A 12,544-nucleotide genomic window follows, 5' to 3' on the forward strand; every position below is an offset into this window, starting at 1 on the left:
CGATCGGTCACCGCAGCTTCAGCGTCGAGAGGCCGGCAAGCGCCAGCATCACCGAGATGATCCAGAATCGGATCACGATCTGCGGCTCGGTCCAGCCCTTCTGCTCGAAGTGATGGTGGATCGGCGCCATCGCGAACACGCGCTTGCCCGTGAGCTTGAAGGACACGACCTGCACGATGACCGAAACCGCCTCGAGCACGAACAATCCGCCGATCACCGCGAGCACGATCTCGTGCTTCACCGCGACCGCAATCGCGCCGAGCATGCCGCCGAGCGCGAGCGAGCCGGTGTCGCCCATGAAGATCGAGGCCGGCGGCGCGTTGAACCAGAGGAAGCCGAGGCCAGCGCCGAGCAACGCGCCGCAGAGCACCGCGAGCTCGCCAGTGCCGGCGACATATTTGATCTGGAGGTAATCGGCAAACACCAAGTTGCCGGTGAGATAGGCGATCATCGCGAAGCTCGCGGTGGCGATCATCACCGGCACGATGGCGAGGCCGTCGAGGCCGTCGGTGAGGTTCACCGCATTGCCGGCGCCGACGATGACGAAGGCGCCGAAGACGACGAAGAACCAGCCGAAATGCAGCACGGTATCCTTCAGGAAGGGAATCGTCAGCGCGGTCGAGGCGGGATCGCGGTTGAGCCGCACCAGCGCATAGCAGGCGACCAGCGCGATCACGGCTTCGATCAAGAGGCGCAGCTTGCCGCCGAACCCGGTCGTGGTCTGCTTGGTCACCTTGAGGTAATCGTCATAGAAGCCGACGAAGCCGAAGCCGAGCGTCACCGCCAGCACGATCCAGACATAGGGGTTGAGCGGATTGGCCCACAGCACGGTGCCGACCGTGAGCCCGGACAGGATCATCAGCCCGCCCATGGTGGGCGTGCCCTTCTTGGAAAGATGCGATTGCGGACCGTCGGTGCGGATCGGCTGGCCCTTGCCCTGACGGATGCGCAAGTGATCGATGATCCAGGGGCCGAACAGGAACACGAACAGCGCGCCGGTCACGATGGCGCCACCGGTGCGGAAGGTGATGTAGCGGAAGACGTTCAGGAAGGTGCGAAAGGCACCGAAGCCCGGAAATGTGTTGGAAAGCTCGATCAGCCAGTAAAACATTCAGACGGTCCTATGGCGCCTTTGCACGTCCAGGTGCTTCACGCGCATTCGCTGGTCTTCGTCATGGGCCGCGCGTTTCGGGAAACGGACGGCTTCCGCCGCAAAGGGTGGGATTCGGGAACGGCGTCTTCCAAGCAGTTTACGCCTTTGCCTGCAAGGCGGCCACCAGCCCCGGCACAAACTTGTTGACCCAGAACATCTTCTTGCTGCCCTTGACAACCACGACGTCGCCTGCCTTCAGCAGATTTGCGACCTCGTCCGGCTTCAGCGTGGCGGGATCGTCGTGCCAGCCAAGACCCTTGCCCGAGGGCAATGCGTCGAACAGGTGGCGCATCAGCGGCCCGACGCAATAGACGCCGTCGATGCCGTCGAGGTGGCTGGCAAGGCCGGTGTGATAGCTCGTTGCGTCCGCGCCGAGCTCGAGCATGTCGCCGAGAATCGCGATGCGGCGGCCGCCGCTCATGTTGCGCGCCTGCAGGCTTTGCAGCGCCGCGGCCACGCTGGCCGGATTGCCGTTGAAGCTGTCGTCGATCACGGTGACGTCGCCGACCGCCTGCTCGACGCCGCGGCCGGTCATGATGCCGACGCGGTCGAGCTTGACCGCGAGCGTCGCGACGTCGAGATGCGCGGCATGAATCGAGGCGAGCGCGGCCAGCGCATTGTGCACCCGGTGCGGCGCGCCAGGGGTGAGGCTGAAGGCGATCTCCTTCCTGCCGATCGCGGCCACGACCTGCCAGCTCTCGCCGTGCGGCGCGTGCGCGACCTCGTGCACCTCGGCATGCTCGCCGCCGAAGCGCACGACCTTGCCCTTCCACTCGGAAGCCTTGATTCCGGCGGGCAGCACCAGCACGCCGTTCTCGGGCAGTCCGAGCGCGATCGATACCTTCTCGCGCCGGATGGCTTCGAGCGAGCCGAGCTTTTCCAGATGCACCGGCTGGACGTTGACGACGAGCGCGACGGTTGGCTGCGTGAGCTCGCTGAGACGGGCGATCTCGCCCTTCTGGTTCATGCCCATCTCAACGACCCAGAGGCTGGCGTCCCGCCTGGCATTGCACAGCGTCAGCGGCACGCCCCAGAAATTGTTGAAGCTCGAGGGGCTCGCATAGGCGTTCGGATAGGCGGCGATGAATTCCTTGGTGCTGGTCTTGCCGGCGCTGCCGGTAAGCCCGATCACCGGGCCGTTGAAGCGCGCGCGTGCGGCGCGCGCGAGGCCCCAGAGGCCGTCGATCAGCGTGTCCTTGACCACGATCTGGGGGATGCGGATGCCCGCGATCTCGTGCGGCACGATCATCGCCACTGCGCCTGCGGCTTCCGCCTTGTCGGCGAACTCCCAGCCGTCGCGCGCGCTGGCGAAAGCCGAGATGAAGCCGCCGCTCGGCGTGCCGCTCAGCGCAACGAATAGGCTGCCCGGCTTCACCTGGCGGCTGTCCTGGGTGACGAAATCGATTGCCGTCTCCGGGAACGATCCGGCGACGCCCAGCGCGCGCGCGACCTCGGCAACCGTCCATAATGGCCCGCTCATGCAACCCTCGACGCTAATGCGGCGGCGACCGCCTCGTGATCACTGAAAGGCAGCACCTCGCCGCCGACGATCTGCCCGGTCTCGTGGCCCTTGCCGGCGATGAGCAGCGCATCGCCCTCCTGCAAGCCCTCGATCGCTGCACGGATCGCCTCGGCGCGGTCGCCGATCTCGCGGGCGCCTTTGGCGCTGGCGAGGATCGCGGCGCGGATCGCTTCCGGCTTCTCGCTGCGCGGATTGTCGTCGGTGACGATGACGGCGTCGGCATTCTCCGCCGCGATCTCGCCCATGATCGGACGCTTGCCGGCATCGCGGTCGCCGCCGGCGCCGAACACGACGACCAGCCTGCGCTTCGCATAGGGCCGCAGCGCCTGCAGCGCCTTCGCGAGCGCATCGGGCTTGTGCGCGTAATCGACGAAGATCGGCGCCCCGTTGCGTTCGCCGACGCGCTCGAGCCGGCCCTTGGCGCCTTCGAGATGTTCGAGGCTCGCAAACACGTTTTCAGCATCGCTGCCCGTGCCGATGGCAAGGCCGGCCGACACCAGCGCGTTCTCGATCTGGAATTCGCCGACCAGCGGCAGCCGGATCGCGTAAGCCCTGCCGCGATGTTCGACCGTGAGCTTTTGCGAGAAACCTTCGACCACCGCCTCGGCGAGGCGAATGCCTTCGCCTGCGCCATCGCCGTTGCGGCCCACCGCCATGACGCGCAGGCCGCGAGATCTCGCCGCCTCGATCGCCTCCGCCGAGCACTCATGATCGGCCGAGATCACCGCGGCGCCATCAGGCGGCACCAGCTCGCGGAACAGGCGGAGCTTGGCCGCGAGATAATGCGCAACGGTCGGATGGTAATCCATGTGGTCGCGCGAGAGATTGGTGAAGCCGCCGGCCGAGATGCGCACGCCGTCGAGGCGATATTGGTCGAGCCCGTGCGAAGACGCCTCGAAGGCGAGATGCGTGACGCCCTCGCGCGCGATCTCGTCCAACTGCCGGTGCAGCACGATCGGATCCGGCGTAGTCAGCGAGCCATAGACGGTGCGCTTCTGCGACACGAGACCGATGGTGCCGATGCTGGCGGAGGCGTGCCCGAGCCGCTCCCAGATCTGGCGTGTGAACGCGGCGACCGAGGTCTTGCCGCTGGTTCCGGTCACCGCGGCGATCGTCGCAGGCTGCGCCGGGAAAAACCTCGCTGCGGCCAGCGCCAGCGCCCGGCGCGGATTGGCGCTCGTGATGAACGGCACCTTGCAGGCGTCCGGTGCATGGTCGCCGACGACGGCCACCGCGCCCGCCGCAATCGCGGCATCGACGAAGCGGGCGCCGTCGGTCTTGCTGCCTGCGAGCGCGAAGAAGAGATCGCCCGGCTTGACCACGCGGCTGTCGAGCGCAAGGCCGCTCACCTCGAGCGCCGCAGCGGCGGGCTCGATCGCGGCATCATTGCCCTTGACATCCTGACCCAAGAGGTCGCGCAGCTTCATGGTGTTCCAGTCGACATGCCGTGCCGGAAAGCCGAATCCTCCGGAGAAAATCCCGACTCAGCAGCGGCGATGGCCCACCCGGTTGATTACTGGGTTGTCCTGGATGCTGCAAGAATAAGGCGCTCCGCAGGCGGCAGCTCGAACCGCGGCTCGACCCCCAGAAGCGGCGCGATCCGCTCGATCACCTTGCCGCCGGTCGGCACCGCGTTCCAGCCCGAGGTGATGAAACCATGCGTTTCCGGCAGTGCCTGCGGCTCGTCCAGCATGATCAGGACGTGATATTTGGGATCATCGCAGGGCAGGATGGCGGTGAAGGAGTTGAGCACGCGCTTTTTGGCGTAGCGGCCGTTGACGACCTTCTCGGACGTGCCGGTCTTGCCGCCGACGTAGTAGCCCTTGACGTCCGCCTTTCTCGCCGAACCGACTTCGGCATTGAGCCGCATCAGGAACCGCATCTTGTCGCTGGTCTCCGGCTTGATGACGCGCTTGGCCATCGCCTGGGCTTCGGATTCGCTGCGTTTCAGGAACGTCGGCGGAATCAGATAGCCGCCGTTCACCAGCGCGTTGATGCCCATCACCGCCTGCAGCGGCGCCACCGACAGGCCCTGGCCGAACGCCGCGGTGACCGTGTTCAGCTCGCTCCAGCGCCGCGGCAGCAGCGGCGCCGCGCTCTCCGGCAATTCGGTGCGCAGCCGCGTCGTCTGGCCTAGCTTGGCGAGGAATGCCTTGTGCGCCTCGACCCCCTGGTTGAGCGCAATCCGCGCCGCGCCGATGTTGGAGGAATAAGTGAACACTTCCTTGGTGTTGATGAAGCGCCCGACCGGATGGCTGTCGTGGATCGTGAACTTGCCGTAATGCAGGTTTCCGCGCGCGTCCCACATCGAGTTCAGATTGATCTTGCCGGAATCGAGCCCCATCGCCAGCGTAAACGCCTTGAAGGTCGAGCCCATCTCGTAGACGCCGGTGGTGAGGCGGTTGATGCGGTCGGGGTCGTGCGCTTCCTTCGGATTGTTGGGATCGAAGTCCGGCAGCGAGACCATCGCCACGATCTCGCCGGTCTTGACGTTGGAGACGATGCCTGAGGCGGCCTTGGCGCGGAACTTGTCCTTGGCCTTCAACAGCTCGTCGCGCAGCGCATGCTCGACCCGCAGATCGACCGCGAGCTCGATCGGCTTCTGCAACCGGTCGGTGGCAAAGCCGGCGCGGTGGAGGTCGGCGAGCCCTTGATTGTCGAGCCACTTCTCGAGGCCGGCGATGCCCTGGTTGTCGATATTGACGAGACCGATGAGGTGAGCGACCTCGTTGCCGGTCGGATAGACGCGCTTGTTCTCGCGCAGGAATCCGATACCAGGAATGCCGAGCTTGTGGACGGCCTGCTGCTGCGCCGGCGTGACCTCGCGCTTGAGCCAGACGAAGCCCTTGCGTGTCCTTAGGCGCTCGCGCACCTCGGCCTCGTCGAGGTCGGGAATGGTCGCGGTGAGGAGCTCGATCGCCTCGTCCTTGTCGATGATGCGGCGCGGCTCGCCGAACAGGCTCGCCGCCTTGACGTCGGTCGCAAGGATGGCGCCGTTGCGATCGACGATGTCGGGCCGCGCGGTCGCAACCACCTCTTGCGCTGCGGCGCGGCGCGCGCTGTGGGCGTCGGCGCCGATCGCGAACATCACGAGCCGCCCGCCGATCAGGGCATAGACCGAAGCGAAGGCGAGCATGGCGAGGCCGACACGCGCGCGCGCCTTCGCGGCGCGATCGACGTTGCGCCCGTAGAGCAGGCTTCGGATCAGCCGCCGCCGCCACGGCTCAGTCGGCTTTTCGGCCAGCTTTTGGGCGGGTTTTGCAGGCGTTGCCGGGCTCATTGCTTGTCCTCGGGCTGAGGCACGGAGCCCGTCACCGCATCAGGGTCGCTCGCGGCTTCGATGGTCTTGAGCATGGCCCCGATCGGATCGGGCTCGCCCGGCCTGAACATCCGGGGCGGACGCTCCGGCAGGCTCTTCAGCGAATCATATTGCGTGCCGTTGACCGGCTTGAGGTGCAGATGCCGGTCGGACAGGCCCTGCAGCCGATGCGGCGCATCGAGCTTGGCCCATTCGGCCCGCAGCCCTGCGATCGCATCGCGCTGCTCGCGGATTTCCGCACGCAGCCGCAGCACCTTCTCGGTACGCGCCGTGGAGTCCATCTTGATCCGGTAGACATGAGCGGCTGCGAAGATCAGCGCCCCGATGACGAGGAGGTGAATGATGCGCATGCGCTAGCCGCCCCTCATCACGTCGGCGAGCTTCGGCCAGGACGATGCCTCATCAGTCTCATGCGCCGGCGCCGCGGTGCGCTCGGCCGCGCGCAGCTTTGCCGAGCGCGCGCGCGGATTGTGCGCAACTTCGTCCTCGCCGGCGACGACAGGCCGCCGCGTCAGCAGCTGGAAGCTCGGCGGGACTTGCGCGACTTCCGGCAGATGCCGCGAGCCGCCGCCGGTCTTGGAGCGCTCGGAGAAGAAATTCTTGACGATGCGGTCTTCCAGCGAATGGAACGAGACGACGACGAGGCGGCCGCCGGGCTTGAGCACACGCTCGGCCGCAGCGAGCGCGGTCTGGAGCTCCTCGAGCTCTTCGTTGACGAAGATGCGCAGCGCCTGGAACGTCCGTGTCGCCGGGTGAATGTCGCCGGGCTTCGATCGCACCACCCTGCCGACGAGATCGGCGAGCGCGCGCGTAGTCGTGAACGGAGTTTCCTGCCGGTCCGCCACGATGGCGCGGGCGATGCGACGCGAATGCCGCTCCTCGCCGAAGAGATAGATAATGTCGGCGAGATCGCCTTCCGAGGCGCGCGCGACGATGTCGGCCGCGGTCGGACCTGTCTGCCCCATCCGCATGTCGAGCGGACCGTCGAGGCGGAAGGAGAAGCCGCGGCCGGCCTGGTCGAGCTGCATCGAGGATACCCCGACATCCATCACGACGCCGTCGACGCCATCGACGCCTTGCGCCGCGCAGACTTCGGCGAGGTTGGAGAAGCGGTCCTCGACCAGCGTCAGCCGGCCCGCGGCGCGTTCGACCAGTTCGGCGCCGCCGGCAATCGCGGTGCGGTCGCGATCGATGGCAATCAGTCGGGTTCCCGGCACGTCCAGGATCGCGCGGCTATAGCCGCCGGCGCCGAACGTGGCGTCGACGTAGACGCCGCCCTCGCGCGGGGCGAGATGCGCGATGGCCTCACGGCCAAGAACGGGGATGTGCGGAACCGAACTCATGCGCGACGCCTGCCGGCCGCCGGCCGAAATACCCGAGTGGAATCGAGGCTGAACAAGCCCATAACGCCTCGAATCATTGCGCGTCGCGGCGGTTCCACGACAAAGCCCCCGTCCAGCATGGTTACCAAGCCCGATCGTCCCGGGCCACAAACCCAGTGTTCCCAGCGGAATTTGTCGGGCAGCCATGGGATTTCGAGCCAAAATACGCTTTGGCCGCCTCCGGACGCGGGTCGGCTCTTCATCCCTCAGTAACGGCCCTTAGCGTTAAAAAAGCGTTGCTCGGTTCGAGACAAGTGGAAAAGGTGACGAGGGGAGTGATGCGTCATCCACACACATCGCCAAAATGAATCCGTTAACCGCGTCGCGCGATTGCGCGCGATGGAGGGTAAAGGAATAGTAAAGAGAAGGGCTTGCCCCACTCTCCGTCCGTTTGAGCTGCTCATGCCCTCGGGTTCGTCCACGGCTGGATCTGATTCGAAGCGTCACCGCGTTCTCCCGGTTCCCAAGACCGTGGCGGGCCTGCGCACCTTCGAGCCCGATTCCTCGATCGTCTCCGACATCATCCCCTCCCCGAACCATGGCGAGCGCAGCAAGGGACGGCAGCCGGACATGATCGTGCTGCACTACACCGGCATGCCCGATGTCGAAGGCGCGCTGGCGCGCCTCTGCACCGCCGGCACCGAAGTGTCGGCGCATTATGTCGTGCTGGAGGACGGCCGCATCGTGCAATGCGTCCCTGAATCGAAGCGTGCCTGGCACGCCGGCGTCTCCTCCTGGGCCGGCGAGGACGACATCAACTCCTGTTCGATCGGCATCGAGATCATCAATCGCGGCCATGACTGGGGCTATCCGGAGTATCCGCTGCGCCAGATCGCGGCCGTGATCGCGCTGTGCCGCGGCATCATGCTCCGCCGCAAGGTGCCGGCGCACCGGGTGCTCGGCCATTCCGACGTCGCGCCCGCCCGCAAGAAGGATCCCGGCGAGAAATTTCCGTGGCATTCGCTGGCCAATTCCGGCGTCGGCCACTGGGTGACGCCCGCGCCGATCGTCCGCGGCGAGACTCTCATGCTCGGCACCATCAGCGACGCGGTGCTGAGCATGCAGCAGGCGCTGGCAAGATACGGCTATGGCGTGCCCCTGAACGGCAAGTACGACGCTGCGACGATGGAAGTCGTCACCGCCTTCCAGCGCCATTTCCGCCCGGCGCGGCTGGACGGCGTCGCCGATCACTCGACGCTGTCGACCTTACAGGCGCTGCTGTCGAGCCTGCCGGCGGAAGGAACGCCGGTGGCGTCGAAGTGACGGAGTAGCCGTACACGCCGTCATTGCGAGGAGCTCTTGCGACGAAGCAATCCAGACTGTCTCTACGATGACAGTCTGGATTGCTTCGCGGAGCCTGTCATCCGGGCCGCGCTTCGCGCGGACCCGTTGGCTCGCAATGACGGCGTGTGAGGCTCCTACCCCATCTCCCTCATCCTTCGCGCATAGAGCCTTCGCAACGGCTCGAGCTGCGTCGCCACCGTCGCCGCACGATAGGCCTCGCGCGCCTCCTCCGTCCTGCCGAGCCGCCGCAACAGATCCGCGCGCACGGCGGGCAACAGCTCATAGCCGCGAAGCCCGCCGCGCGCGGCGATCGCATCGACGAGATCGAGCGCTCGTGCCGGCCCATCGACCATCGACAGCGCCGCGGCGTGATTGAGCTCGATCACGGGCGACGGATTGATGCGCAGCAGCACCTCGTACAGCCCCGCAATCTGCGGCCAGTCGGTCTCCTCGAAGCTCGGCGCACGCGCATGCAGCGCCGCGATCGCGGCCTGCACCGCATAGGGTTGTGGCCGGCCCGGCACGCGCAGCGCGTGCTCCACCAGCCGCAGCCCCTCGTCGATCTGCGCGCGGTGCCACAGCGAGCGGTCCTGCTCTTCGAGCAGGACGATGTCGCCGGCCGGCGTCTGTCGCCCGGCGCGGCGCGCGTCGTGCAGCAGCATCAGGGCCAGCAGGCCCTTGATGCCGGCGCGGTCGGGCATCAGCCGGTTCAGCAGGCGGCCAAGCCGGATGGCTTCGCTCGCCAGATCAGGCCGCATCAAGTCCGCGCCCTCGGTTGCGACATAGCCTTCGGTGAAGACGAGATAGATCACGGCGAGCACGCCATCGAGCCGCGGCGCCAGCATCTCGCGTTCCGGCACCTCATAGGGGATTCCGGCAAGCCTGATCTTCTGCTTGGCGCGGACGAGCCGTTGCGCCATCGCCTCCTCGCCGACGAGGAAGGCGCGTGCCACCTGCGCCGTCGACAGTCCGCAGACGGTGCGCAGCGTCAGCGCGACCTGCACCTCGGGCGCGAACGCGGGATGGCAGCAGGTGAAGATCAGCCGCAGCATGTCATCGTCGAGCGTTGCTGTCGGCTCGTCCGGGCCCAGCGCGTTGAGCTCGAGCTCGTGCACCAGCGCCTGCTGCTTGCCGCGGAAGACAGCCTGACGGCGGATGCGATCGATCGCCTTATGCTTGGCGACCTTGACGAGCCAGGCGCGCGGATTGTCGGGGACCTCACACGCCCAGCGTTCCAGCGCGACCGCGAACGCATCCTGCAGCGCGTCCTCGGCGAGATCGAAATCGCCGACGAGACGGATCAGCGTGGCCAGCGCCCGCCCCGCCTCGTCGCGGAAGATTCTGTCGATCTCGCCAGGGGTCATGTCACGCGATCACCCCCCTCTCGTCATTCCGGGGCGCGGCAAAGCCGCGAGCCCGGAATCCATAACCACGATTCGGGGATATGGATTCCGGGCCTGCGCCTTGCGGCGCATCCCGGAATGACGAAGGTGAGAGAGCCGTCACTTCTCATAGACCCAGATCGGCCGCACCTCGATCGAGCCGATGCGTGCGCTCGGAATCCGCGCCGCGATCTCGATGGCGGCGTTGAGATCCTTGGCTTCGATCAGGTAATAGCCGCCGAGCTGCTCGCGCGTTTCCGCGAACGGACCATCGGTCGTCAGCGTCTTTCCGTCGCGCACGCGCACCGTTGTCGCGGTCGTGGTCGGCTGCAAGCGGTCGCCGGCCTTGAAATTGCCGTTCTGGATAATGTCTTGCGTGAAGGATTGATAGTCGGCCAGGATCTTCTGGCTGGTCGCCGCGTCGATCTTCGCGTACTCGACCTCGTTCTGATAGATCATCAGCAGATATTGCATTGCTTCACTCCTGTGTTCGGCTGTGTTGCCGACAACCAGTCGAACGGGCGGCGCGCCAAACGACATCTTCAGGATAAAATATTTCGGGCGGGCCGTGCACGGCGATATCGGCTTGACGAAACCGTCACAAATGCCCCATGCGTTATCAGTCAGTCGGCCGGACGGCCGCTCCGGCAGGTGCCGAAAGGCCGCCGGGGAGGAAAGTCCGGGCTCCCTTGACATGCGGTGCCGGATAACGTCCGGCGGGGGTGACCCCAGGGAAAGTGCCACAGAGAACGAACCGCCCGCCTTCGCCCTTCGGGGCTTCGGCGCGGCAAGGGTGAAAAGGTGCGGTAAGAGCGCACCGCGGGTCCGGCAACGGAGCCGGCATGGCAAACCCCACCGGGAGCAAAACCGAATAGGGACGGCTTAAGCGGGCTGTTCGCGAAAGCGATAACGCCGCGGGGCGATGTCAGGCCCGCCGTCCGGGTAGGTTGCTCGAGGCCATGTGCAAACATGACCCCAGAGGAATGGCCGTCACGTATCGTTCGCGCAAGCGGACGGTGCCCTACAGAACCCGGCTTACAGGCCGGCTGATGTGCGACGAGGGGTTCGGTGCCAACGCATCGGACCCCTCACCATTTTGGCTCCCGTCATTCCGGGGCGTGCGCAGCACGAACCCGGAATCCATTCATCCACCGACTCCGCTGCCTGATGGATTCCGGGTTCTCGCTTCGCGAGCCCCGGAATGACGGTGGTGAGCTATGCGACGATCTCGTTCAACACCGCCATCAACGCCTCCGGCGCCGTTACATTCGGCGCGTGGCTAGCGTCGAGCTCGACATAGCGCCAGCCCTCCTCGCTCTTCGTGCGCTGGGCAAACTGCCCAAACACATCGCCGGGCGGAAGGCGCGTGCAGTAGATGTAGCTGCGCGGCATCGCCGGCTCGCCATGTTCGAGCCTCAGGCGCGTCTCGAAGCACTTGATCGGCATCGGAACGCGGCGCGCATTGAGCCAGTCGAGATCGGCCGGCGAGGTGTCCGGCGGCGGCGGGTTCGGCGGGATGCGATAGCCGTCGCCCGAGCTGACTGCCTTGCGCATCGGCTCGCGCCCGCCCTCGTTGAGGTCGAACAGCGACTGGCCGTCACGCGGCACGAAGGCGTCGAGATAGATCAGTTCCGTTACGCGCTCGCGCGCACGGTCGGCGACGCCGGTCGCAACCATGCCGCCATAGCTGTGCCCGAGCAGCACGATGTCGCTGAGGTCCTCGAACGCGATGACGTTGAGGATGTCCTGGATATGGGTGTCGAGATCGACCGAAGGATTGGCCAGATGCGCGCGCTCGCCGAGCCCGGTGTAGGTCGGCGCCACCAGGCGGTGGCCGGCCTGCACCATCAGCGGGTGCATCTTCTTCCAGGCCCATCCGCCGGACCATGCGCCGTGACAGAGCAGGAAGGTCTTCGCACGCGGGGCCATCGGCGTTTCCATCGTTCTTGCTTGATACGATGGAGTGTAGCGGCATGCCGCGCGATGTAAACGCCGCCTCAGGCGGCGCGCGTGTCCTTCACCAGCACCGGCGCAAGCTCGCCGGCCTCGCGCCGCAGCTTGCCCGCCTCGAAACCATGCATGCCGAGCTGCCATTGCAGGCCGACGATGGCGCCCTTGGTCGGTTGCAGCAGCGCGAGGGAGGCGAACAGCGTCACCGGCAGCCACACCGCGAGCTGCAGCCACTCCGGCGGCGCGTAGGCGGTCTCGACCGCGAGGATTGCCGGCACCACGAGATGGCCGACCACCACCATCACGAGATAGGCGGGAAAATCGTCGGCGCGCTGGTGGAACAGCTCCTCGCCGCAATGGTCGCAAGCCTGCGTCACTTTCAGGAAGCGGCCGAACATGTGCCCTTCCCCGCAATTCGGACATCTGCCGCCGAAGCCGCGCCACATCGCCTTGGCCAGAGAGACCGCCGCCGGAGAGACAGACATGACCACACCTCTTCCTTTTCAATGATCCATGCAATAATATCTTGCATCCATACATTCAAAGGTTATG

General features: G+C 66.2%; 11 protein-coding genes and 1 other RNA gene. 2 read left to right on the forward strand and 10 right to left on the reverse strand.

Annotated features, from left to right (window positions below; all coding sequences use genetic code 11):
• Positions 1-7: 7 nt before the first annotated feature.
• From mraY to rsmH, 6 genes are all read right to left on the reverse strand, one after another.
• A complete protein-coding gene (mraY, locus tag I6F31_RS02560; RefSeq protein WP_036003524.1) occupies positions 8-1,111 on the reverse strand; it encodes a phospho-N-acetylmuramoyl-pentapeptide-transferase in 1,104 nt (367 codons plus the stop codon).
• 139 nt (positions 1,112-1,250) lie between these two features.
• Positions 1,251-2,633, reverse strand: a complete 1,383-nt coding sequence (gene murF, locus I6F31_RS02565) for a UDP-N-acetylmuramoyl-tripeptide--D-alanyl-D-alanine ligase (protein ID WP_225184628.1) — start codon at positions 2,631-2,633, stop codon at positions 1,251-1,253.
• Positions 2,630-4,102, reverse strand: a complete 1,473-nt coding sequence (locus tag I6F31_RS02570; protein WP_225184629.1) for a UDP-N-acetylmuramoyl-L-alanyl-D-glutamate--2,6-diaminopimelate ligase — start codon at positions 4,100-4,102, stop codon at positions 2,630-2,632. The genes murF and I6F31_RS02570 overlap by 4 nt, the downstream gene beginning before the upstream one ends.
• 86 nt (positions 4,103-4,188) lie before the next feature.
• Positions 4,189-5,955, reverse strand: coding sequence for a penicillin-binding protein 2 (locus I6F31_RS02575; RefSeq protein WP_225128327.1), 1,767 nt, complete (start codon positions 5,953-5,955; stop codon positions 4,189-4,191).
• Complete coding sequence (locus I6F31_RS02580) at positions 5,952-6,344, reverse strand: hypothetical protein (protein WP_225146932.1); 393 nt, start codon at positions 6,342-6,344, stop codon at positions 5,952-5,954. Before I6F31_RS02580 ends, I6F31_RS02575 begins: the two co-directional genes overlap by 4 nt.
• Before the next feature lie 3 nt (positions 6,345-6,347).
• Positions 6,348-7,337 carry a 16S rRNA (cytosine(1402)-N(4))-methyltransferase RsmH gene (rsmH, locus tag I6F31_RS02585; protein ID WP_225184630.1) on the reverse strand — a complete coding sequence of 330 codons (990 nt, stop codon included), beginning with the start codon at positions 7,335-7,337 and terminating at the stop codon, positions 6,348-6,350.
• 441 nt (positions 7,338-7,778) lie between these two features.
• On the opposite strand from rsmH, the gene I6F31_RS02590 reads away from it, so the two are divergent.
• Positions 7,779-8,639: an N-acetylmuramoyl-L-alanine amidase gene (locus tag I6F31_RS02590; RefSeq protein ID WP_225184631.1), complete on the forward strand. Its 861-nt coding sequence runs from the start codon at positions 7,779-7,781 to the stop codon at positions 8,637-8,639.
• A 155-nt stretch (positions 8,640-8,794) separates the two neighbouring features.
• On the opposite strand, the gene I6F31_RS02595 is transcribed toward I6F31_RS02590, so the two are convergent.
• Together I6F31_RS02595 and I6F31_RS02600 are read right to left on the reverse strand one after the other, a co-directional pair.
• Positions 8,795-10,024, reverse strand: a complete 1,230-nt coding sequence (locus I6F31_RS02595; protein WP_225184632.1) for an RNA polymerase sigma factor — start codon at positions 10,022-10,024, stop codon at positions 8,795-8,797.
• Between the two features lie 138 nt (positions 10,025-10,162).
• On the reverse strand, positions 10,163-10,516 hold the full coding sequence (locus tag I6F31_RS02600) for a YciI family protein (RefSeq protein ID WP_158284423.1): 354 nt from the start codon (positions 10,514-10,516) through the stop codon (positions 10,163-10,165).
• A 149-nt stretch (positions 10,517-10,665) separates the two neighbouring features.
• Between I6F31_RS02600 and rnpB the strand changes: the two genes are divergently transcribed.
• Positions 10,666-11,096, forward strand: an RNA gene (gene rnpB, locus I6F31_RS02605) — RNase P RNA component class A.
• A gap of 161 nt (positions 11,097-11,257) precedes the next feature.
• Here rnpB and I6F31_RS02610 read toward each other — a convergent pair.
• Together I6F31_RS02610 and I6F31_RS02615 are read right to left on the reverse strand one after the other, a co-directional pair.
• Positions 11,258-11,971 carry an alpha/beta hydrolase gene (locus I6F31_RS02610; protein WP_225184633.1) on the reverse strand — a complete coding sequence of 238 codons (714 nt, stop codon included), beginning with the start codon at positions 11,969-11,971 and terminating at the stop codon, positions 11,258-11,260.
• A gap of 68 nt (positions 11,972-12,039) precedes the next feature.
• Entirely contained in the window at positions 12,040-12,477 is a 438-nt protein-coding gene (locus I6F31_RS02615) for a DUF983 domain-containing protein (RefSeq protein WP_225184634.1), read from the reverse strand.
• Positions 12,478-12,544: the final 67 nt, after the last annotated feature.

This window comes from Bradyrhizobium sp. NBAIM01 (assembly GCF_020194115.1).
Classification (GTDB): domain Bacteria; phylum Pseudomonadota; class Alphaproteobacteria; order Rhizobiales; family Xanthobacteraceae; genus Bradyrhizobium; species Bradyrhizobium yuanmingense.

Coding starts and splice junctions, on each gene's coding strand:
- I6F31_RS02580 (WP_225146932.1), bottom strand. CDS start 6,344: ATGCGCATCATTCACCTCCTCGTCATCGGGGCGCTGATCTTCGCAGCC.
- murF (WP_225184628.1), bottom strand. CDS start 2,633: ATGAGCGGGCCATTATGGACGGTTGCCGAGGTCGCGCGCGCGCTGGGC.
- mraY (WP_036003524.1), bottom strand. CDS start 1,111: ATGTTTTACTGGCTGATCGAGCTTTCCAACACATTTCCGGGCTTCGGT.
- I6F31_RS02590 (WP_225184631.1), top strand. CDS start 7,779: ATGCCCTCGGGTTCGTCCACGGCTGGATCTGATTCGAAGCGTCACCGC.
- I6F31_RS02610 (WP_225184633.1), bottom strand. CDS start 11,971: ATGGCCCCGCGTGCGAAGACCTTCCTGCTCTGTCACGGCGCATGGTCC.
- I6F31_RS02600 (WP_158284423.1), bottom strand. CDS start 10,516: ATGCAATATCTGCTGATGATCTATCAGAACGAGGTCGAGTACGCGAAG.
- I6F31_RS02595 (WP_225184632.1), bottom strand. CDS start 10,024: ATGACCCCTGGCGAGATCGACAGAATCTTCCGCGACGAGGCGGGGCGG.
- I6F31_RS02615 (WP_225184634.1), bottom strand. CDS start 12,477: ATGTCTGTCTCTCCGGCGGCGGTCTCTCTGGCCAAGGCGATGTGGCGC.
- I6F31_RS02575 (WP_225128327.1), bottom strand. CDS start 5,955: ATGAGCCCGGCAACGCCTGCAAAACCCGCCCAAAAGCTGGCCGAAAAG.
- I6F31_RS02570 (WP_225184629.1), bottom strand. CDS start 4,102: ATGAAGCTGCGCGACCTCTTGGGTCAGGATGTCAAGGGCAATGATGCC.
- rsmH (WP_225184630.1), bottom strand. CDS start 7,337: ATGAGTTCGGTTCCGCACATCCCCGTTCTTGGCCGTGAGGCCATCGCG.